At 62.5% G+C, this 19,550-nt stretch carries 18 protein-coding genes, 6 tRNA genes and 1 pseudogene; 5 read left to right on the top strand and 20 right to left on the bottom strand.

Translation table 11 applies throughout. The features are described from left to right. Positions 1 to 104 precede the first annotated feature (104 nt). From CXQ82_RS09435 to CXQ82_RS09410, 6 genes are all read right to left on the bottom strand, one after another. Positions 105 to 180: transfer RNA gene (locus CXQ82_RS09435), tRNA-Gly, on the bottom strand. A 3-nt stretch (positions 181 to 183) separates the two neighbouring features. Beyond that, positions 184 to 259, bottom strand: a tRNA-Glu gene (locus CXQ82_RS09430). A gap of 104 nt (positions 260 to 363) precedes the next feature. Continuing rightward, positions 364 to 439 (bottom strand) — tRNA-Gly (locus CXQ82_RS09425). A 3-nt stretch (positions 440 to 442) separates the two neighbouring features. Continuing rightward, positions 443 to 518, bottom strand: a tRNA-Glu gene (locus CXQ82_RS09420). Between the two features lie 104 nt (positions 519 to 622). Next, a tRNA-Gly gene (locus tag CXQ82_RS09415) sits at positions 623 to 698 on the bottom strand. Between the two features lie 4 nt (positions 699 to 702). Further along, positions 703 to 778, bottom strand: a tRNA-Glu gene (locus CXQ82_RS09410). Between the two features lie 358 nt (positions 779 to 1,136). Here CXQ82_RS09410 and CXQ82_RS09405 point away from each other — a divergent pair. Continuing rightward, positions 1,137 to 1,907 carry a hypothetical protein gene (locus CXQ82_RS09405; RefSeq protein ID WP_101268189.1) on the top strand — a complete coding sequence of 257 codons (771 nt, stop codon included), beginning with the start codon at positions 1,137 to 1,139 and terminating at the stop codon, positions 1,905 to 1,907. A 118-nt stretch (positions 1,908 to 2,025) separates the two neighbouring features. After that, positions 2,026 to 2,838, top strand: a complete 813-nt coding sequence (locus CXQ82_RS09400; RefSeq protein ID WP_101268187.1) for an alpha/beta fold hydrolase — start codon at positions 2,026 to 2,028, stop codon at positions 2,836 to 2,838. A gap of 33 nt (positions 2,839 to 2,871) precedes the next feature. Here CXQ82_RS09400 and CXQ82_RS31850 read toward each other — a convergent pair whose 3' ends face one another. The 4 genes and pseudogenes from CXQ82_RS31850 to CXQ82_RS09385 all read right to left on the bottom strand — a co-directional run bounded on the left by CXQ82_RS31850 (position 2,872) and on the right by CXQ82_RS09385 (position 7,331). Continuing rightward, complete coding sequence (locus CXQ82_RS31850; protein ID WP_371917353.1) at positions 2,872 to 3,714, bottom strand: methyl-accepting chemotaxis protein; 843 nt, start codon at positions 3,712 to 3,714, stop codon at positions 2,872 to 2,874. A 15-nt stretch (positions 3,715 to 3,729) separates the two neighbouring features. Continuing rightward, positions 3,730 to 3,957, bottom strand: a pseudogene (locus tag CXQ82_RS31845) (HAMP domain-containing protein); the annotation flags it as partial. Between the two features lie 997 nt (positions 3,958 to 4,954). Next, positions 4,955 to 6,367 (bottom strand): PLP-dependent aminotransferase family protein, encoded by a 1,413-nt coding sequence (locus CXQ82_RS09390; protein WP_101268182.1) that lies wholly within the window; start codon positions 6,365 to 6,367, stop codon positions 4,955 to 4,957. A gap of 202 nt (positions 6,368 to 6,569) precedes the next feature. Continuing rightward, positions 6,570 to 7,331, bottom strand: coding sequence for an SDR family oxidoreductase (locus CXQ82_RS09385; protein ID WP_101268180.1), 762 nt, complete (start codon positions 7,329 to 7,331; stop codon positions 6,570 to 6,572). Positions 7,332 to 7,558: 227 nt separating this feature from the next. Between CXQ82_RS09385 and CXQ82_RS09380 the strand changes: the two genes are divergently transcribed. Then, a complete protein-coding gene (locus tag CXQ82_RS09380) occupies positions 7,559 to 8,566 on the top strand; it encodes an NADP-dependent oxidoreductase (protein ID WP_065901479.1) in 1,008 nt (335 codons plus the stop codon). Between the two features lie 162 nt (positions 8,567 to 8,728). On the opposite strand, the gene pyrF is transcribed toward CXQ82_RS09380, so the two are convergent. Continuing rightward, positions 8,729 to 9,427 carry an orotidine-5'-phosphate decarboxylase gene (pyrF, locus tag CXQ82_RS09375; protein WP_017734306.1) on the bottom strand — a complete coding sequence of 233 codons (699 nt, stop codon included), beginning with the start codon at positions 9,425 to 9,427 and terminating at the stop codon, positions 8,729 to 8,731. 259 nt (positions 9,428 to 9,686) lie between these two features. Here pyrF and CXQ82_RS09370 point away from each other — a divergent pair, with 259 nt between their 5' ends. Further along, positions 9,687 to 10,451, top strand: coding sequence for a response regulator (locus CXQ82_RS09370; RefSeq protein ID WP_101273753.1), 765 nt, complete (start codon positions 9,687 to 9,689; stop codon positions 10,449 to 10,451). Then, the gene (locus CXQ82_RS09365) at positions 10,451 to 11,485 is read left to right on the top strand and encodes a HAMP domain-containing sensor histidine kinase (RefSeq protein ID WP_101268178.1); all 1,035 of its coding nucleotides are present in this window, start codon (positions 10,451 to 10,453) and stop codon (positions 11,483 to 11,485) included. The genes CXQ82_RS09370 and CXQ82_RS09365 overlap by 1 nt, the downstream gene beginning before the upstream one ends. Before the next feature lie 48 nt (positions 11,486 to 11,533). Here the strand turns inward: CXQ82_RS09365 and CXQ82_RS09360 are convergent, their stop codons facing one another. The 9 genes from CXQ82_RS09360 to CXQ82_RS09320 form a co-directional block, all read right to left on the bottom strand. After that, positions 11,534 to 12,592 (bottom strand): AI-2E family transporter, encoded by a 1,059-nt coding sequence (locus CXQ82_RS09360; RefSeq protein WP_101268176.1) that lies wholly within the window; start codon positions 12,590 to 12,592, stop codon positions 11,534 to 11,536. A gap of 72 nt (positions 12,593 to 12,664) precedes the next feature. Further along, positions 12,665 to 13,483, bottom strand: a complete 819-nt coding sequence (locus CXQ82_RS09355) for a DUF4892 domain-containing protein (RefSeq protein WP_101268174.1) — start codon at positions 13,481 to 13,483, stop codon at positions 12,665 to 12,667. Between the two features lie 102 nt (positions 13,484 to 13,585). Next, entirely contained in the window at positions 13,586 to 14,440 is an 855-nt protein-coding gene (locus CXQ82_RS09350; protein WP_101268172.1) for an alpha/beta hydrolase, read from the bottom strand. Continuing rightward, on the bottom strand, positions 14,437 to 15,240 hold the full coding sequence (locus CXQ82_RS09345; RefSeq protein WP_101268170.1) for an alpha/beta fold hydrolase: 804 nt from the start codon (positions 15,238 to 15,240) through the stop codon (positions 14,437 to 14,439). The genes CXQ82_RS09350 and CXQ82_RS09345 overlap by 4 nt, the downstream gene beginning before the upstream one ends. 100 nt (positions 15,241 to 15,340) lie before the next feature. Beyond that, a complete protein-coding gene (locus tag CXQ82_RS09340) occupies positions 15,341 to 15,781 on the bottom strand; it encodes a hotdog fold thioesterase (RefSeq protein WP_101268168.1) in 441 nt (146 codons plus the stop codon). 31 nt (positions 15,782 to 15,812) lie between these two features. After that, a complete protein-coding gene (locus tag CXQ82_RS09335; protein ID WP_101268166.1) occupies positions 15,813 to 17,459 on the bottom strand; it encodes an AMP-binding protein in 1,647 nt (548 codons plus the stop codon). An 85-nt stretch (positions 17,460 to 17,544) separates the two neighbouring features. Beyond that, positions 17,545 to 17,994 (bottom strand): phosphohistidine phosphatase SixA, encoded by a 450-nt coding sequence (sixA, locus tag CXQ82_RS09330; protein WP_101268164.1) that lies wholly within the window; start codon positions 17,992 to 17,994, stop codon positions 17,545 to 17,547. Further along, positions 17,991 to 18,338: a DUF4389 domain-containing protein gene (locus CXQ82_RS09325; protein WP_101268162.1), complete on the bottom strand. Its 348-nt coding sequence runs from the start codon at positions 18,336 to 18,338 to the stop codon at positions 17,991 to 17,993. The genes sixA and CXQ82_RS09325 overlap by 4 nt, the downstream gene beginning before the upstream one ends. Before the next feature lie 10 nt (positions 18,339 to 18,348). Next, positions 18,349 to 19,374, bottom strand: a complete 1,026-nt coding sequence (locus CXQ82_RS09320; RefSeq protein WP_101268160.1) for an NAD(P)H-dependent glycerol-3-phosphate dehydrogenase — start codon at positions 19,372 to 19,374, stop codon at positions 18,349 to 18,351. Between the last annotated feature and the right edge of the window lie 176 nt (positions 19,375 to 19,550).

Below are 19,550 nucleotides of genomic sequence, written 5' to 3'. Positions count from 1 at the left end.
CTGCAACCTTCACAAAAAGTCCTACAAGCGCGGTGGTTTCGCAGGATAAAAAAGCCGCACAAACAAAAACGCCGATCATTGCTGATCGGCGTTTTCGTTAAATATGGAGCGGGAAACGAGACTCGAACTCGCGACCCCGACCTTGGCAAGGTCGTGCTCTACCAACTGAGCTATTCCCGCAAATGGCGTCCCCTAGGGGACTCGAACCCCTGTTACCGCCGTGAAAGGGCGGTGTCCTAGGCCACTAGACGAAGGGGACACACAACTGAAACACATGGTGTGTGCTTCAGTGTCCAGAGGTTAGATCCGAAGATCATGCCCTGGTTTCACTCAGTGTCGCACGAGGGCAACACCGCTTAAATTTGGAGCGGGAAACGAGACTCGAACTCGCGACCCCGACCTTGGCAAGGTCGTGCTCTACCAACTGAGCTATTCCCGCAAATGGCGTCCCCTAGGGGACTCGAACCCCTGTTACCGCCGTGAAAGGGCGGTGTCCTAGGCCACTAGACGAAGGGGACACACAACTGAAACACATGGTGTGTATTTCAGTGTCCAGAGGTTAAATCCGAAGATCATGCCCTGGTTTCACTCAGTGCCGCCCGAGGGCCACACTGCTTAAACTTGGAGCGGGAAACGAGACTCGAACTCGCGACCCCGACCTTGGCAAGGTCGTGCTCTACCAACTGAGCTATTCCCGCATATTGGCGTCCCCTAGGGGACTCGAACCCCTGTTACCGCCGTGAAAGGGCGGTGTCCTAGGCCACTAGACGAAGGGGACACACGTACAACATTCACTACTCGCCGCGTTTCGCTGTGTGCTTTACGCGTTAAGTGGCGCGCATTCTATGGATGGATTGAAAGGTCGTCAACCCCCAAGGATAAATATATTAAAATCAATGACTTCGACCTGCTTTGCGGGCCTGCGGGCGGATTCTACCTGTCCGGGCTTTGGCGCCTATATTCTGGCGCGCGACAAGACGCTATAGTTCGCCCCAGCAAATGATGGCAATGTGCATCTATGCAGGGATCGCCTACTTATATAGAAGAAACTACCTGAGCAACTGGTCGATCAGTCCTATCCGCCAGATGGCCCAGTCACTACACTCCACTGTAAACCCTATAAAGAGGTCACACCGGTGACACCACTCATGATCACCCTGCTGGTAATAGCCGGGATCGTAATACTGATCGCCATTGGCTACATGAACCACGTGGTGGAAAACAACAAGCTGGAAAAGAAGCGCACCGAGATCGAGCTCAATGATCGCCTGCGCCGTTGCGGTGAAATCACCGAAACCTTCCCCGGCCAATTGATGACCCCGGCGCTCAAACTGTTGCTGACCCGCCTGGAACTCAACGTCAACCAGCGCCTGTTGAACCTCAACAAGACCAGTGCACCGCTTAAAGCCCGCATCACCGAGCTGAACGCGCTGGTGGCCCAGGGCGAGTCGATCCCGGTGAGCAACCCGCCTGCCCCGATCCAGACCGAAGCCAAGGCCAAGGACGTGCGCTTCCTGCTCGAAGCCCTGCACGGCCAGGTCACCCGTGCCGCCCAGGACGGTTTCCTGCCGGCCAACGAGGCCAAGCACTGGATCAAGGAAATCCGCCATATCCTGGTGCTGCTGCACATCGAGTTCTTCAACAACCTCGGCCAGCATGCCCTGCAACAAGGCCAACCGGGCCAGGCGCGCCTAGCCTTCGAACGGGGTGTGCAGTACCTGCGCAAACAGCCGGAGCCGGTGCTCTACAGCGCCCAACTGCAGTTGCTCGAGGGTCAACTGGCCCGCGCCAACTCCACCGTGCTGGCCAACAGCAAGCAGACCGAAACCGAGGCCAACGAACTGACCGAAGGCTTGAAAGCGGTCGATGCCGACGCCGAGTGGAAAAAGAAAGTCATCTACGACTGATCAGCCTCTCTCTTGCCTGGCGAACCCTGTTCGCCAGGTGCCATCACTTTGCACCTATCCCCCGCCCCACGACTAGCGTAAAAAAGTGTCCCTCACTCCGTGAAGTCAGAGGCCTGCTATGCCTGTCGCCGTCATTGATGGACAACCGCTGCACTACGTCGACCAGGGCAGTGGCCCCGTCGTCCTGCTGGGCTCGAGTTACTTGTGGGGCGAGGAAATGTGGGCGCCCCAGATCGAAGCCCTGTCGCAACAATACCGCGTGATCGTGCCTGAGCTGTGGGGCCATGGTGAATCGGGCCCGCTGCCCGCGCGCACCAGCGCCCTCGACGACCTCGCACGCCAGACCCTGGCCCTGCTGGACCACCTGGACATCGCGCAGATCAACCTGGTGGGCTTGTCGGTAGGCGGCATGTGGGGCGCGCGCCTGGCGTTGCTGGCACCCGAGCGAATCAACAGCCTGGTGCTGATGGACACCTACCTGGGCGCCGAGCCCGAGGCGACGCGCCAGTATTATTTCTCGTTGTTCAAGATGATCGAAGACGCTGGCGCCATCCCTGAGCCGTTGCTGGATGTAATCGCACCGATCTTCTTCCGCCCGGGCATCGACCGCGAGTCCGCGCTCTACCTGGGCTTTCGCCAATCGCTGCAGGACTTTTCCCGCGACCGCCTGTTGAGCAGTATCGTGCCCCTGGGCCGGTTGATTTTCAGTCGTGAGGATGTGCTGCAGCAATTGCCGCGCCTGGACGCCGACACCACCCTGGTGATGTGCGGCGAGCAGGACAAACCACGCCCGCCGGCCGAATCCGAGGAAATGGCCGACCTGATCGGTTGCAGCCTGATCCTGATCCCGGAGGCGGGCCATATCAGCGCCCGCGAGAATCCGGATTTCGTCAATGAAGCGCTGTTGACCTTTCTCGCGAACCACGCCTGACGCCTTCCCTGCCCTGTGATCGCCGCCCGGCGATTACAGGCGGAAGTGCCCCACCATGCCTTTAAGCTCGGCCCCTAACCGCGCCAGTTGGATACTCGACGCGGCATTGCCCTGCATGCTCAAGGCCGACTGATCCGCGCTGGCGCGAATACTGGTAACGCTGCGGTTGATCTCTTCGGCCACCGAGCTTTGCTCCTCGGCAGCGGCGGCAATCTGCTGGTTCATCTGCTGGATCAACGACACCGCCACCGCGATGCTGCCCAAGGCACTTTCGGTTTCCAGGGTATCGCTGACTGCCAGTTTCACCAGCTCGCCGCTTTGCTGGATCTGCTGCACCGACGCCTGCGCCGCGTTGCGCAAGGTGCTGACCAAGCGCTCGATTTCTTCGGTAGATTGCTGGGTACGCTTGGCCAGTGCCCGCACTTCATCGGCCACTACGGCGAACCCACGGCCCTGCTCGCCCGCACGCGCCGCCTCGATGGCGGCGTTGAGAGCCAGCAGGTTGGTCTGTTCGGCGACGCTTTTGATCACACTCAATACCGTGCCGATATGCTGGATTTCGGCGCTCAGGCTTTCGATGCTGGCGCTGGCCGTGGTGCTTGAGGTGGCGAGCAGCTCGATGCGCTGCAAACTCTGGCGCACCACCTGCTGGCCGCTTTCAACCTTGTCGTCCGCGGTCTGCGCAGCTTGCGCGGCCTCTTCGGCATTGCGCGCCACGTCATGGACAGTGGCGGTCATCTGGTTCATGGCCGTGGCCACTTGCTCGGTTTCTTCCTTCTGGCTGCTGACCTCGATATTGGTCTGCTCGGTGACGCTGGACAGCGTATACGCCGAACTGGCCAATTGCTCGATACCTGCCTGCAACCCGCTGACCATATGGCTCAAGCCATCGCCCATCTGTTGCATCGCCTGCATCAGCTGGCCGATCTCGTCGCGGCGGCTAATCTCCATGCGCCCACTCAAATCGCCGGCGGCAATCTGCTGGGCCACGGCGATCACACTGCGCAGCGGCGCGACGATCAAGCGGGTAATCACCCACGCCGCAATCAGCCCCACCAACAGGGCCAGGGCCGACGAGCCGATAATCAGTAGTGCGCTTTTCTTCAGTTGCGCCTGCATCGACTGGTCTTCGGCTGCATAGGCTTGGTTGACGCGGCTGACCACCTGCTCGGCGCGGTCATGCAACTGCTTGTAGACCACCTTTTCCTGCGCCAACAGTCCGGTGTACTCGCCGAGCTTCTCGCTGAACGCGGCGATATGCCCCGAGACTTCATTCAGTACGGTCTGGTAGCCGGAATCCTTGACTGAGGTTTTCAGTGTCTCGACTTGCGCCAAGGCCTGGTCCGCCTGCTCGATCTTGCCTTGCTCGGCGTCGTCGGCATCCACCTTGCGGCTCTGGTCCAGGCGCACATGGGCTTCGTTCATGGCTTGCAGCATCAGGCGCGAAACCTGGCTGACCTGCCCTGCCTGCTCGATAAACTCGGCGCCCTCCTTGCCCTGGCTTTCCTTGAGGCCATAAGCACCATCGTCGGCCAGGCCGGCCTGCAACACGTCGAGGTTATTGGCCACGCTGGACACCGACCAACTGGCCATCTCCAAGGCCAGGTCCTTGGTCTGGGTCAGCTCGACAAACTCGTCGAAGGCCTTGCGATAAGCCGCCAGCGCCTGCTCGACATCGGTCATCACCGGTACATTGGCGGCCGATTGGGCCTTGAGGGTCTGCGCCAGCGCGGCCAGGGCATCGACGCTTTCATGCAGGGCGTCGACCGCCTTGGGGTCGGCGTGCAGCGCGTAGTCCTGTTCGATAAGGCGCACCTTGAGCAAGCCGCTGTTGAGCGACGACATGACCTTGAGGCCTTCGACGCGCTGCCCAAAGGTTTGCAGGGACCACACGCCAATTGCCGCCACCAACGCAGTCAGCAGCAGCACCAGGGTGAAGCCCAAGCCCAGTTTTTTCGCCATACCCAGGTTGGCGAAACGTCGTTGCACGCCTGAAATCATTGCACTTGCATCCTCTTGCAATGGCAGATGCCATCAAGCCCGGTTGACCAGAAGCGAGATTGGCAACCCCAAGGCACTGAACACAAGACGTTGGCGCCGGGATAATGGCAAAAAGCTACGCCCCCGTCGTTTTCAGAATGGTAGAGGTCGATCTGGCAGGCCCCATCGCGCGGAACAACGCCAAGGCCCGTTGGTCTGCCGCATAAGCCACGTTGATGCGCAGCCACTCACTGGGCTCGCCGCTCGGCGTGAACAATGCCCCCGGCGACAACAAGACCCCCAGCCGCCGGGCACACACCTGCAGCCGGGAACGATCGCCCACCCCTGGCCGCGCCCACAGGAACATACCGCCCGCCGGTACAGTGAAGACCTCCCATTCTTCGTCCTCCAGCACCTGCAAGGTGTCGAGCATTTGCTTACTCAGCCGCTTGCGCAGGCGCTGCACCCACTTGCGGTAGGTGCCGTTGGCCAGCAGCGTGGCAACCACTGTTTCGGCAAACCGCGAGGTACCAAAGCCGGTCAGGGTCTTGAGGTTGGCCAGTTGCTCAATGACCGCCGCACTCGCGCTGAGGTAGCCGACCCTCAAGGCGCTGCTCAGGCTCTTGGAAAAGCTCGACACGTAGATCACCCGGTCACCATGGGGCAACGCCGCGAGCCGGGTGCAACTGGCGTGCTGCAGATCGCCGTAGACATCTTCCTCGATAATCAGGAAGTCCTTGCTATCCGCCAACTCCACCAAGCGCTCAGCCACTTCGCGGCACACGCTACTGCCTGTCGGGTTGTGGTACAGGCTGTGGATGAACAGGCACTTGGGGCGGTGGCACTGCAACAGGGTTTCCAGTGCCGGGATATCCGGGCCACCCCGGGTGCGTGGCACCTCCAGCAACTGCACGCCGTGAAACGCCAATTGCCGGTAGAGGTTGCCATAGCCCGGGGTTTCCACCACCACGCAGTCGCCGGCCCTGAGCAACGTGCGTATGAGCAGGTCCTGGGCATGGCTGGCGCCTGCGGTCGTGAGGATACGATCAAGGCTGGTGACGATATGCGCCTGGGTCAGGCGCTTGAGCAACAGCTCGCGCAACGCGGGCAACCCCAGTGGGGTGCTGTAGTTGAACAGGCCTGCCGTGTCGGTACGCGCGACTTCACGAATCGCGTAGCTGATGTCATCGCTTTCGCGCCAGGCATCCGGCAACCAGCCACACCCCAGCTTCAGCTCGCCCAAGGGGTTATCGGCAAACACCCCCCATTCCCGCTCAGCGCCCTCATACCAGTAGCCTTCGTGCAAGGCTGGCGGCTGGGCCACTACAAAACCGGCGCCCTGCCTGGGAGCCAGCAAGCCCTGGGCAACCATCCGCTCAAATGCCTCGATTACGCTGGACTGGCTAAGCAGGTTATCGAGCGCAAATTGCCGGATGGACGGCAAGCGCGTCCCCGGGCTCACCCCGTCCTTGCGAATCCACTCGGCCACGGCGCTGACGATTTGCTGCACAACCGGTACAAGGGCTTGTCGATCGATCCCTAAATCCATGAGCCACTCACTTCAACTGTCTGTTATTCAACCCGATGAGTTAAGCACAGAAGCCCGTGGCAGCCAGTTGCGAAAATTTATTAAATTATTGATTTAATTGAATTATTTACCTAGTGATACACATTCAGGCAAGGCACTTCGCCAGCTGTGGAAATGCCCCACACACCCCAAACCCTTTTCGAATGAGGTACCACGCGCAGTCCTAGATCGCCGTTGCTCCACCATCCACTGCCAATGCCTGACCGGTGGTGAACGCGGCGCCATCGCAGCACAGGTACAGCACTGCGCTGGCGATTTCCTCGACCTTGCCAATACGCCCGACCGGGTGCATCGCGGCGGCGAATTCGGCTTTGCGCGGGTCAGCCTCATAGGCACGCCGGAACATATCGGTATCAATCACCGCCGGGCACACCGCGTTGACACGGATTTTCTTCTTCGCGTACTCGATGGCTGCCGATTTGGTCAGGCCGATCACCGCGTGCTTGGAGGCAGCGTAAATGCTCATTTTCGGCGCCGCGCCCAGACCGGCCACCGAGGCGGTATTGACGATAGCCCCACCGCCCTGAGCCAGCAGCAGCGGCAACTGGTGCTTCATGCACAGCCACACGCCCTTGACGTTGACGCCCATGATGGCGTCGAACTCGTCCAGGCTGCCATCCGCCAGCTTGCCCTTCTCGATCTCGATCCCGGCATTGTTGAAGGCATAGTCCAAGCGCCCATAAGCAGCAAGGGTCTGCGCCATCAGTTGCTGCACATCCGCCTCCAGGGTGACGTTGCAGCGCACAAACAGTGCCTCACCGCCAGCCTGCTGGATAAGCGCGGCGGTGCCCTCGCCGCCCGCCACATCCAGGTCGGCAACCACGACTTTCAAGCCTTCGGCGGCGAACGCCAGCGCGGTGGCGCGGCCAATACCGGCGGCGGCGCCGGTTACCAGGGCGACCTGGCCGGAAAACGTCATGCTCATGGGGGGGTCCTATGGGGAAAATAACCGTGGCTCGAGTCTAGCCAACGCCGACGGGAGCGCGTCAGCACTATCAAAAGGCCGGTTAGCGCTGCATGGATCGCAGTGATAACGGCCACCGGCTGACTATCAGCAACACCTATCGAGGAGCATTCGCGCCCCCGGTGAGCCTTGCTCCCAAGTCATTCAGGGTCTATCACTTGAGGTTCATTTCTAAAAGAGTCGCTGCCATGACCGCCCAGACCAACCGCCAATTCCTGCTCGCCAAGCGCCCGGTCGGCGCGGCCACCCGGGACACCTTCACCTACCAGGAGGTGCCGGTGGGCACACCCCAGGACGGGCAAGTGCTGGTGCGCAACGAATACCTGTCCCTTGACCCGGCCATGCGTGGCTGGATGAATGAGGGCAAGTCCTACATCCCGCCGGTAGGTATCGGCGAAGTCATGCGTGCACTGGGTGTGGGAAAGGTTATTGCCTCGAACAACCCAAAATTCGCGGTGGGGGATTACGTGAATGGCGCGCTGGGCGTGCAGGATTATTTCCTCGGTGAGCCGCGCGGCTTCTATAAGGTCGACCCCACGTTGGCGCCGCTACCGCGCTACCTGTCGGCCCTGGGCATGACCGGCATGACCGCCTACTTCGCGCTGCTGGACACGGGTGCCCCCAAAGCCGGCGAAACCGTAGTGATCTCCGGCGCAGCGGGCGCCGTGGGCAGCATTGCCGGGCAGATCGCCAAGATCAAAGGCTGCCGCGTGGTGGGCATTGCCGGCGGCGCCGACAAGTGCAAATTCCTGGTGGATGAGCTGGGCTTCGACGCGGCCATCGACTACAAGAGCGAAGACGTGCCCGCCGCCCTCAAGCGCGAGTGCCCCAAGGGGGTGGACGTGTATTTCGATAACGTCGGCGGTGACATTCTCGACGCCGTGCTCAGCCGCCTGGCGCTGAAAGCCCGCGTGGTGATTTGCGGCGCCATCAGCCAGTACAACAACAAGGAAGCAGTGAAAGGCCCGGCCAACTATCTGTCATTGCTGGTCAACCGCGCGCGCATGGAAGGCTTTGTGGTGATGGACCACGCCGCGAACTTTGCCGCCGCCGGCCAGGAAATGGGCGGCTGGATGGCGCAGGGCAAGCTCAAGAGCAAGGAAGATATCGTCGAGGGGCTGGAGACATTCCCGGAAACGCTGATGAAGCTGTTCAACGGCGAGAATTTTGGGAAGTTGGTGCTTAAGGTCAGCTGATACACCCAGGATCTATCTGTGGGTGATGTCAATGTGGGAGGGGCGGTGCGACGATTCGACTTGCTCCCGATGGCGGTGGTTCAGTCAATAAAGATTTCGACTGTCACACCGCTATCGGGAGCAAGCCCCCTCCCACATTTTTTATTGCGTTCGCCTCAGGAATCAGGCGATCTCGGCTACCACCGCCGCCAGTGCCTTCGCCGGGTCGGCTGCCTGGCTGATCGGGCGACCGATTACCAGGTAGTCGGAACCCGCGTCCAGGGCCTGGCGCGGGGTCAGGATGCGGCGCTGGTCGTCCTGGGCGCTGCCGGCCGGACGAATCCCCGGGGTCACCAGCTGCAGCGACGGGTGGGCGGTCTTCAGGGCCTGGGCTTCCAGTGCCGAGCACACCAGGCCGTCGAGGCCGGCTTTCTGCGCCAGGGCCGCGAGGCGCAATACCTGCTCCTGTGGCTCGATGTCCAGGCCGATGCCGGCCAGGTCTTCGCGCTCCATGCTGGTGAGTACGGTCACGCCGATCAGCAACGGTTTGGGGCCGCTGCGCTGTTCCAGCACTTCGCGGCACGCGGTCATCATGCGCAGGCCGCCGGAGCAGTGCACGTTGACCATCCATACGCCCATTTCGGCGGCGGCCTTCACCGCCATCGCGGTGGTGTTGGGGATGTCGTGGAATTTCAGGTCGAGGAACACCTCGAAGCCTTTGTCACGCAGGGTGCCGACGATTTCTGCGGCACAGCTGGTGAACAATTCCTTGCCGACCTTGACCCGGCAAAGCTTCGGGTCCAACTGGTCAGCCAGCTTCAGTGCGGCGTCACGAGTGGGGTAATCCAGGGCGACGATGATAGGAGTCTGGCAGACGGACATTGGAATGGGCTCTCAGGCAAGTCGAAATCGGCGCGGATTGTAGCGCAAGCGGCGCCGTTGCGGGATCCGATGATCGGTAAATACTGACCAAGCGCCATTTGGCGAGGGTTTCGGGCAATTATTTCAAAACTGATACATTCACGACATGCCCACAACACGCCCCACCGCCAGACTCGCCCGCACGACCCACCGACCAGCACTTCCAGCCATGGGGCTGGGCGCCTATGCTGACCGCAACAACCAGGCAGATGATCGCACTATGCATACCCCTTCCGTCCCTGTGAACGACGAGCAAAAAGCCGCGGTGATCGCCGAAGACAAGCGTTGGAACACCCGCGCGCTGATTGTCGACGACGATGTACCGATCCGCGAACTGCTGATTGACTACCTGGCGCGCTTCAATATTCTCGCCACCGGCGTCACCGACGGCGCCGCGATGCGCCTGGCCATGCAAGCCGAAACCTTTGACGTGGTGGTGCTCGACCTGATGCTGCCGGGCGAAGACGGCCTGTCGCTGTGCCGCTGGTTGCGTGCGGAATCGGACATCCCGATCCTGATGCTCACCGCCCGCTGCGAGCCCACCGACCGCATCATCGGCCTGGAGCTTGGGGCCGACGACTATATGTCCAAGCCGTTCGAACCCCGCGAGCTGGTGGCGCGCATCCAGACCATCCTGCGTCGCGTGCGTGATGACCGCACCGAACAGCGCGCCAATATCCGCTTCGACAACTGGCGGCTCAACAGCGTCTTGCGCCAACTGGTGGCGGATGATGGGCTGGTGGTGCCGCTGTCCAACGCGGAATTTCGCCTGCTGTGGGTGTTTATCGAACGCCCGCGCCGGGTGCTGAGCCGCGAGCAATTGCTCGACGCCGCCCGCGGTCGCTCGATTGAAGCCTTTGATCGCAGCATCGACTTGCTGGTCTCGCGCCTGCGCCAGAAACTCGGGGATGACCCCAAGGCGCCGCAGCTGATCAAGACCGTGCGCGGCGAAGGCTACCTGTTCGACGCCCGGGATATCGGCTGATGCGCGCCCCCTTCAACACGCTGTTTGGTCGGCTGTTCGGCGTGTTGCTGGTGGCGATTGTGCTGGCCCATGGGCTGGCGTTCTTCTGGTTTCACCACTACGGCCCACCGCCACCGCCGCCTGAGGAAACGTTCATCGAGCAGCCGAATGGCACGATGAAACATCTGCCCAAACATAAGCGCCCGTGGTTTGGCGGCCCGGTGGTGCCCCTAACGTTCCAGTTTATCTCGCTGATCATTGCCGCCTGGTATGGCGCCAAGTTGCTGAGCCGGCCGATCCAGCGCCTGAGTGAAGCCGCCGAGCGCTTGAGCCTGGACCTCGACAGCCCGCCCCTCGACGAATCCGGGCCGCTGGAGGCGAAACAGGCGGCGTCGACCTTCAACCTGATGCAACGGCGCATCCGCGAGCAGGTCAGCCAACGCGCACGCATGCTCGGCGCGGTCTCCCATGACCTGCGCACCCCGCTGTCACGCCTCAAGCTGCGCCTGGAGCAGATCGAAGACAGCAAGCTGCAAGGCCAGATGCGCCAGGACCTGAACGACATGATCGGCATGCTCGACGCCACCCTGAGCTACCTGCACGAACAGCGCACCAGCGAAACCCGGCATTGGCTGGATGTGCAGGCGCTGGTGGAGTCCATGAGCGAAAACGCCCAGGACCAAGGCGCCGACGTGCAATATTCCGGCACCAGCGCACCGTTGCAGGTACAGCCGATGGCGTTGCGTTCGTGCCTCAACAACCTGATCGACAACGCCTTGCGCTACGCCGGCTCGGCGCGTATCGAGCTGACGGACAGCCGCGAGGCGCTGGTCATCCGTGTGATCGACCATGGCCCGGGGATTGCCGCCGATAAACGTGAGGCGGTGTTCGAGCCGTTTTTTCGCCTGGAGGGTTCACGCAACCGCAACTCCGGCGGGGTCGGCCTGGGCATGACGATTTCCAAGGAAGCAGCAGAGCGCCTTGGCGGCAGCCTGAGCCTGGAAGACACCCCTGGCGGCGGCCTGACCGCCGTGATGTGGCTGCCCCGCGCCTGAAATGTGGGAGGGGTGTAGCGCCCTCCCACGTTAGCTTCCACCTGGCAGTTATAGCGGTTTGTCTTCGCGACGCTGGGCCTGGGTCGCGCTCCAGTCCATCAACAGGCTGTACGCCACCGCCAGCAAGGTCGGGCCGATAAACAGGCCGATAAAGCCAAAGGCGATCAGCCCGCCGAACACCCCCAGCAGCACGATCACCAGCGGCAGGTTGCCGCCACGGCTGATCAGGTACGGCTTGAGCACGTTGTCCACGCCACTGATGATGAACGTGCCCCACACCCCGAGGAATACCGCATAGGTGTAGTCACCCTTCCAGGCCAGCCAGGCCGTGGCCGGGATCCACACCAGCGGCGGGCCCATGGGGATCAGGCTGAGCAGGAAGGTGACGATGCCCAGCACCAACGCGCCCGGCACGCCAGCGATCCAGAAGCCGATCAGCGCCAGCACGGCCTGGGCGGCGGCGGTGCCGATCACGCCGTTGACCACTCGCTGCACGGTGCCGGCCACCAGCTCGATGTAGTAACCGGCCCGGTCGCCGATCAAACGCTCCAACAGACGGTGCACGAACATCGCCAAACGCGGTCCGTCACGATAGAAAAAGAACACGAACACCAGGCTCAGGGTCAGCTCGAGGATACCGCCGCCGATCTGCGCACTGCGCGCCAGCAACCAATTGCCCACCTGCCCCAGGTACGGCTTGATGCTGACCATCAGCGCCGCGCCCTGTTGATCGATACTGTTCCACATCGCCACCAGCCGCTCGCCGGCAAACGGAATCGAGCCCAGCCAGGTGGGCGCCTCCGGCAAGCCGTCGACCTGGATATCCTTGATCAGCGCCGTGGCATCACGCACATGGTCAGCCAGGTTGAACCCCAGCCACACCAGCGGCACCGCCACCAGCAACATCCAGCCTAAGGTGAGGATGCCGGCGGCCAGGGATTCGCGGCCGCCCAGCGCGCGCGTGAGCAAACGCATCAACGGCCAACTGGCAAAGGCCAGCACCGCGCCCCAGAACAGCGCCGACCAGAACGGCGCCATCACCCAGAAGCTGGCACCGAACAGCACCAACAGCAGGATTTGCACCAGCAGGCGATCGTTATTGAGCATGGGGTATCTCGAGAAGAAGGCTGTAGGAAGAGAGCTTAGGCGAACGGCACGGGTCCGTTCGCCTGGTAACGGTCAGCGTATCAGATGCAGGTGCAGGCCTTTGGTTTCAGCGGTGCCGGTTTCCATGCGCGCGGCGCGTACGCCCTTGTCGATCAAGGCCAGGCGCCAGGCCTCGGCCGTCGGGCCGGTCAAGCTGACGCGCAACGTGGCGTCGAGGTTCAACCCACGGGAAATCAGGGTCAGCCAGGTGTCGTCAGGCTCGCCGCCGAGCGCCGGAAAGTCCAGCTCGCCGGTGCTTTTCAGCTCGCGCAACAGGGTGGCCGAGGTGGGCAGCAGGTTGCCCAGGGGCGCGTTGGCGTCCAGCTGTTCCACATGCAGGTAAGCGCGGCGGTTACCCCGGGTGATGCCGTACAGCGCCACCAGGGAGTTGTCCTGCGGCGCGGCCAGGCGCAACAGCAGGTATTCCTGCTGGCCGTCGGCGCCCACCAGCTTGGCGTTGCCGAACACTTCATTGGCCCACAGGCTGCTTTCGCCGCAGTCGCGGGCCTGGCACCAGAACAGCAGTTGTGCGCCCTGGGCCTGTAACGCTTCGCGCGTCGCGGTGAACGCGGCACTGGAGGTGTGTTCGGCGGGCAGCTCATAAGTGATCGCCGTGGTTTGCCCACGGGCGGTGGCCTGGCCTTCGTAACGCAGTTGGCCGCTGATCTTGCGGATCGCGCCCATGGGGTAGATGCGTTCCTTTTCTTCGGCGGGGCGGTAATCGACGATTTGCGCGTCGACCTGACGGGCCACGGCGGGCAGGTCCTGGCTACCCGGTACGTCGGCGGCAAACACCAATGGGCTGAGCAGGCTCAGCCCGAGGATACGGATACATCCTTTACGCACGCTCATAAGATCAACGCGCCCTGGCCATCGGAGGTCGCAGCGGTGTTGAGTTTGTTCATGGTTGACTCCCTTTCAATCCGCCCAGCCTCGGCAGTTGACCGCCCCAAGTCAAGGCGCGCAGAAGAACCGATTGAAACAGTCTGCAACAAGAGCCGCGCCGGGCTCGTCATTCAGGTGTAAATGATGGCCGCCTGGCAGCGTCGTCACGGTAAAAGGCAGCTGGGAAAGCAATTCGGGATGTTTCGCCAGCATGCTGTCGGCAGCCACCACCAATTGCGTAGGGCAACCCACACGCCGCACGAACGCCATCGCTTGCTCATCGGTCAGACGCATCGGCGAAGCCAGGGTCAGGCGGCTGTCGGTACGCCAGGTGTAACCGCCCGGCACCGGCATCAAACCGCGCTGGGCCAGCAATTCAGCGGCTTCGCGGCTGACCGCGACCACGCCTTTCATCCGCGCCTCAACCGCGCGATCCAGGCTGCTGTACACCGGTTTGCGCTTGCCCTGCAGGTTCAATTGCGCCTGCAGTGCCATGCCCAAGCGCTCGGCCGCGTTCTCGCCGCTGGCGGTGGGAGGGATCACGCCGTCGATTAAACCCAGGTGTGTGACCCGTTCCGGCAGCGCACCGGCCAGTACCAGGGAGATGATCGCGCCGAGGGAATGGCCAAGTAATGCAAAACGTTTCCAATCCAGTTGCTCGGCGACTTGCAGCACATCGTGGGCGTAATCCCACAAGGCATAACCGGCGCCTGTAGGACGATGCGCAGAATGCCCATGCCCGGCCAGATCCAGGGCCACGATGCGCAAGCCTTGTAGCTTCGGCGCCAGCCGCGCGAAGCTGTTGGCGTTGTCGAGCCAGCCATGCAGAGCGATGACCGGCAGACCGTCTTCGGGGCCAAACAGGTGGGCGGCCAACTCGATATGCGGCAGGCTCAGGCGCACTTCTTCGACCGGCGTACTCATGCGCAACTGCGCTCACGGGCTTGCCAGCGGGCGAACAGGGTCTTGATCAAGGTTGCGGTGTCCTGCGGGCGTTCAAGGGGGAACATATGGCCGCCGGGCATGGTGAGCATTTCACCCATGGGCAGCCGCCCGACGCCGCTGGCGTGGTGACGCATCACCACGCGGCTTTGCCGACCGCGCACCACCGCCAGCGGCACCTGTAATTGGCGCACCTGGCCAGGGCTGGTGTGCGGCACGCCACGGTAGATGCTGATTTCGGTGGCCGGGTCGAAACGCAGGCGCAGGCGATCGCCCACCTGCTCCAGGCCATGTTGCAGGTAGGCGTCGAAGCACTCCGGGTCGAACCCGCGAAACAGCGTCTTGCCGGCAAAGTAGCTGCGCGCGCTCGCCAGGTCGGCGAACTCTTCGCGACGCCCGAGGGTGCGGCCGGCCGGGGTCAGACGGTCGATAAAGCCGAAACGCTTGGCCGCACGGATCACCCAGCGGTCGGCGCGGGTCAATACCGGCGAGTCGAGCATCACCACCCCGCGATACAACTGCGGGCAACGCATGGCCGCGTGCAGGTGCAGCACGCCACCCAGAGAGTGACCAACGCCCCAAACCGGTTGTGGTTGCAGCTCCAGGTGGTGAATCAGTTCATCCACCAGGTTCTGCCAGTTATCGTCCACCGGAAACCTGGGGTCGTGGCCGTGCTGCGGCAGATGGGCCACGCTGTATTCCGGGGCCAGGGCGGCAAACAGCTTGCCGTAGGTGGCCGAAGGAAAACCATTGGCGTGAGCAAAAAACACGTGCTGCGACATACCGGACCCATCTACAAAAACAGAGATTGATTGTCACCACGCCGACGCCGCACAGCAATGACTGTAACTGCCAGGAATGATGACACTCACGCCACGCCTATCATGCCGGCGGGTTCTCACCCAGCGGCACCACGGCCATGGTCAAGCGCGAAATGCAGCTGGCCTTGCCGTCATCGCTGGTCAGGCGGATATCCCACACCTGGGTGGTACGCCCGATATGAATCGCCTTGGCCACCGCCGTTACGCGCCCGCTGCGCACACCGCGCAAGTGGTTGGCGTTGACCTCCAGGCCCACGCAATAGAACTTGCTCGGATCGACACAAAGGTAGGCCGCCATGGAGCCGACGCTCTCTGCCAGGACCACCGACGCGCCGCCATGCAGCAAACCGAAGGGCTGATGGGTACGGTGGTCGACCGGCATACTGGCGGTCAGGGAATCGTCGTCGAAGCTTTCGATGCGGATATCCAGCAACTCACCGATGCTGTTTTTCTGGCCAGCATTCAGTTGCTCGATATTCGGTTGGGTGTGCCACAGGCTCATGGAAATTATCCTTGTTGGTTTTATTACGACCCTAATCCTGCCACACAACCGTCTCGGAACGCTCGCTCCAAAGTTGAAACTGTGCACCGTAAGTCGACTCGATCACGTTGCGTTTGATCTTGAGGGTCGGCGTCAGAAAGCCGTTGTCCACCGCCCAGTTGTCTTTGACCACCACCAATTGGCGCAAGCGCTCATGTTTATCCAGTGTCTGGTTGACCTGCTCCAGCCAGCGCTCAAGGCTGCTGCGCAAGGCTTGCCGGTCCTGGCCCGGCGTCACCACGCAAAGGCCAAGCGGCGCCGTCAGGCCCTCCCCCACCACACACACCTGCTCGACGCGTGCATGTTCGGCCAGGCGGTTTTCAATCGGCGCCGGGGCCACGTATTTGCCTTTGCTGGTCTTGAAGATTTCCTTGAGCCGCCCGGTCAGGCGCAGACGGCCGTCGGCGTCCTGCTCGCCCTTGTCGCCGGTCCGCAGGAAGCCGTCGGCGGTGAGGGTCTCCAAGGTTTTGTCGGGGGCCTTGAAATAGCCCAGCATGGTTGCGCCGCTGCGCACCTGCACTTCGCCCGCGGGGTCGATGCGCACTTCGACACCCGGGCATGGCAGGCCGATCCAGCCGATGGTCTGCTGACCGGGCCGGCACACGTGGGAGTACCCGCAGCTTTCGGTCATGCCGTACACCTCAAGCACATCCAGGCCCAGGCGCTGATACCAACGCAGCAGAGCCTCCGGCACCGGCGCCGCGCCTGACAGCGCAATGCGCAACGCATCCAGGCCGAGGCCGGCCAGTACTTTATGGCCCACGCGCTTGCCGATAAAGGGCAGGCGCAGCAGGGTGTCCAGGCGTTTTTCCGGGATCCTGGCATAGACCCCCATCTGGAATTTGCTCCAGATGCGCGGTACGCCAAACAGTGCCGTCGGACGCGCCCTGCGCAGATCGGTTAGAAAGGTGTCGAGGCTTTCCGCAAAAAATACCGTTTGCCCGGTATAGATCGCGGCCATTTCCACAAACATCCGCTCGGCCACGTGGCACAGCGGCAGGTAGGAAAGCAGCCGGTCGCCCTCCCCCAGGCCGAACAATTCAGTGCCACGCGTGGCCGCAAAGCCCAAGGCGCCGAAGCTGTGCATCACGCCTTTAGGCAGGCCGGTGGTGCCGGAGGTGTAGATAATCGTGGCCAGGTCCGACGCGTCGGGCAGCGGGTTGTCTTCGATCGGTGCGCAGGCCTGCAGGTCGGCCCAGCAATAATCGAAGGTGCCGGCGGGGCACAGCGGCAGGCTGATGGTGGGCAAACCGGCTGGCACGCCGGGGGCCATGGCGGGCCAATCGTCGAGCTTGCCGATAAACACCAGCGCGGCCTCGGAGTGGGTCAGCACATGGGCAACGGAATCGGCCGTGAGGTTGGGGTACAGCGGCACCGAAACATGCCCGGCCATCCAGATCGCCAGGTCGGCGATGATCCAGTGGGCGCAGTTTTTCGAGATCAGCGCAATGTGCGAGCCGGGCGCTAACTGCCGGGCGCGCAGCCAGTGCGCGGCGCGACGGGCCTGCTGGCCGACATCGCCCCAGGTGAGTGTCTGCACCTCGCCCGCGCCAACCGGCTGCACCAGGAAGTCTTTGCGCGGGTGCCGCGCTTCACGTTCGTAGAAGACCTGCAACGGCAAACGAAAAGCGACGGGCATGGGACGCGCTCCTTTGTGGTCCGACGATAGCCAACCAAGCACTTGCTTGGTTGACTATATAGCACACACAAAGCGCCGATGTGGCCTACGGGTTTTTCACACTCACCAGGCTCATCAGCCCCGCCAGCGGGAAGTCGCCCTCCAGTTCCGCCAGGCTGGCGGTGTACATCGGTTGCGGCTGGCGCTGATGGCCGTGCTGCAAAAAGCTGATCAGGCTGCCCACCAACGGCTGATGGCTGACCAGCAGCACGGTGTCATCGGTGTCGAGTTTTTCCAGCACCAGCAGCGGGTTACCGTCCGGCGTCAGCCATGGCACCGTGCGGATTTGTGGCTCGAAGCCCAGCGCCTCGCGTACCAACTGCGCGGTCTGTTGCGCACGCACATAGGGGCTGGCGAGGATCGCCGTAATGGGCTGGCCGATCAGGTGCGCGGCGCTGCGCAATACTTCGCCACGGCCGTGCTCGGTGAGGTTGCGTTCGGCGTCGGTACGCGCATGCCCTTCGGCCTCACCGTGGCGCAGGATCCACAGCTTCACAGTTTCGGCTCTTCATCACGTGCCGGGTGCGGCGCCGGTGGCACGCTGTGGGGCGCTTCGCCCTCAGGTGCGCGCGGGGTTGGCCAATCGGCGAACGGCCATGGTTTCTGCTCGGTTTGGAAGCTGCCGAAGCGGCCAATTTGCGCAAGGAACTGGCTGAGGCTGTCGCCAAAGTTCATCAGGCCCAGGTTTGGCGCGCCGTAGACCAACCGGTAAATCAGCTGCACCACCACCAGCGCGCCGAGCAGGAACTGCGCCACCTGCCACACCAGGGCAAACACCAACATCCACAGGATGCGCAGGAGGATGGACTCATACTTGGGGGCTGCTTTGGGATCGTTCATGACGCGTTCCTCAGTTGAAACCACTGGTGGAAATAAAGTCGACATCGGTTTTCGGCTGGGCCCGCATCAGCAGCTCGATCACCTGGTTCAAAGTGCGCCCTTCGAACAGGATCGCGTGCAACCCGGCGACCAGCGGCATGTACACGCCCACTTCCTGGGCCTTGGCCTTGAGCACCTTGAGGGTATTGACGCCTTCGGCCACTTCGCCCAGGCGCGTCACCGCGTCTTCCAGGCTCAGGCCCTGGCCGAGGGCGAAACCCACCTGGTAGTTGCGGCTTTTCGGCGACGAGCACGTCACGATCAAGTCGCCCACGCCCGCCAGGCCAAGGAAGGTCATCGGGTTGGCGCCCTGGTTCACCGCAAAGCGGGTCATTTCCGCCAGCGCGCGGGTGATCAGCATGCTCTTGGTATTTTCGCCCATGCCCAGCGCGACGGCCATGCCGGCAATGATCGCGTAGACGTTTTTCAGCGCGCCGCCGAGCTCCACGCCAAACCGATCGCCACTGGCATAGACCCGGAAGGTGCGGCCATGCAGCACCGCCTGCACGCGCTCGCACAACGCTTCGTCTTCACTGGCGACCACGGTGGCGGTCAGCGCGTGTTCGGCGACTTCCCGCGCCAGGTTCGGCCCGGACAGCACGCCAATCCGCGCCTGCGGGGCGATCTCTGCAAGGATCTCGCTCATCAGCTTGAAGGTCTGCGCCTCGATGCCCTTGGTCAGGCTGACCAGCATTTTGCCCGCCAGGCGTTCGGCGTGGGGCGCCAGCACCGAGCGCAAGGCGCTGGACGGCAGCGCAACGAAGCACAGGTCGCAGTCGGTCAGGGTGGCCAACAGGTCGGTCACCGGCTCGACCGCCGGATGAATCTTGATACCTTTGAGGTAGCGCGGGTTTTCCCGGTGCACCCGAATGGCCTCGGCCTGCTCGGGGTCACGCATCCACTGGCGCACCGGGTGGCCGTTCTCGGCCAGCAGGTTAGCCACGGCGGTACCAAAACTTCCGCCTCCCAGGACCGCAATAGGGCGCTGTTCAGTCATATGCAATCCGTTAATCCATACCAGTGGCGATGGCGGCATTATACGGAGCGACCCGCTTGCGGCCAGCCCCCGTATCAATTCGTCGGTTTGTCGGAAAATGCGACGTTTGTGTAAAGTAATTGCAGGGCCAACGACTGGCAAAAGGCCCTGCCTCAGTTAACATGGGCGGCTATCCG

The organism is Pseudomonas sp. S09G 359 (assembly GCF_002843605.1).
Classification (GTDB): Bacteria; Pseudomonadota; Gammaproteobacteria; order Pseudomonadales; family Pseudomonadaceae; genus Aquipseudomonas.
The sequence above is the reverse complement of the archived record's forward strand: the minus strand, read 5'-3'. Positions and strand labels throughout refer to the sequence as shown.

Coding starts and splice junctions, on each gene's coding strand:
- CXQ82_RS09370 (WP_101273753.1), top strand. CDS start 9,687: ATGCATACCCCTTCCGTCCCTGTGAACGACGAGCAAAAAGCCGCGGTG.
- CXQ82_RS09365 (WP_101268178.1), top strand. CDS start 10,451: ATGCGCGCCCCCTTCAACACGCTGTTTGGTCGGCTGTTCGGCGTGTTG.
- CXQ82_RS09350 (WP_101268172.1), bottom strand. CDS start 14,440: ATGAGTACGCCGGTCGAAGAAGTGCGCCTGAGCCTGCCGCATATCGAG.
- CXQ82_RS09355 (WP_101268174.1), bottom strand. CDS start 13,483: ATGAGCGTGCGTAAAGGATGTATCCGTATCCTCGGGCTGAGCCTGCTC.
- CXQ82_RS09390 (WP_101268182.1), bottom strand. CDS start 6,367: ATGGATTTAGGGATCGATCGACAAGCCCTTGTACCGGTTGTGCAGCAA.
- CXQ82_RS09325 (WP_101268162.1), bottom strand. CDS start 18,338: ATGAACGATCCCAAAGCAGCCCCCAAGTATGAGTCCATCCTCCTGCGC.
- CXQ82_RS09335 (WP_101268166.1), bottom strand. CDS start 17,459: ATGCCCGTCGCTTTTCGTTTGCCGTTGCAGGTCTTCTACGAACGTGAA.
- CXQ82_RS09385 (WP_101268180.1), bottom strand. CDS start 7,331: ATGAGCATGACGTTTTCCGGCCAGGTCGCCCTGGTAACCGGCGCCGCC.
- CXQ82_RS09340 (WP_101268168.1), bottom strand. CDS start 15,781: ATGAGCCTGTGGCACACCCAACCGAATATCGAGCAACTGAATGCTGGC.
- CXQ82_RS09380 (WP_065901479.1), top strand. CDS start 7,559: ATGACCGCCCAGACCAACCGCCAATTCCTGCTCGCCAAGCGCCCGGTC.
- CXQ82_RS09360 (WP_101268176.1), bottom strand. CDS start 12,592: ATGCTCAATAACGATCGCCTGCTGGTGCAAATCCTGCTGTTGGTGCTG.
- CXQ82_RS31850 (WP_371917353.1), bottom strand. CDS start 3,714: ATGGTCAGCGGGTTGCAGGCAGGTATCGAGCAATTGGCCAGTTCGGCG.
- pyrF (WP_017734306.1), bottom strand. CDS start 9,427: ATGTCCGTCTGCCAGACTCCTATCATCGTCGCCCTGGATTACCCCACT.
- CXQ82_RS09400 (WP_101268187.1), top strand. CDS start 2,026: ATGCCTGTCGCCGTCATTGATGGACAACCGCTGCACTACGTCGACCAG.
- CXQ82_RS09345 (WP_101268170.1), bottom strand. CDS start 15,240: ATGTCGCAGCACGTGTTTTTTGCTCACGCCAATGGTTTTCCTTCGGCC.
- CXQ82_RS09320 (WP_101268160.1), bottom strand. CDS start 19,374: ATGACTGAACAGCGCCCTATTGCGGTCCTGGGAGGCGGAAGTTTTGGT.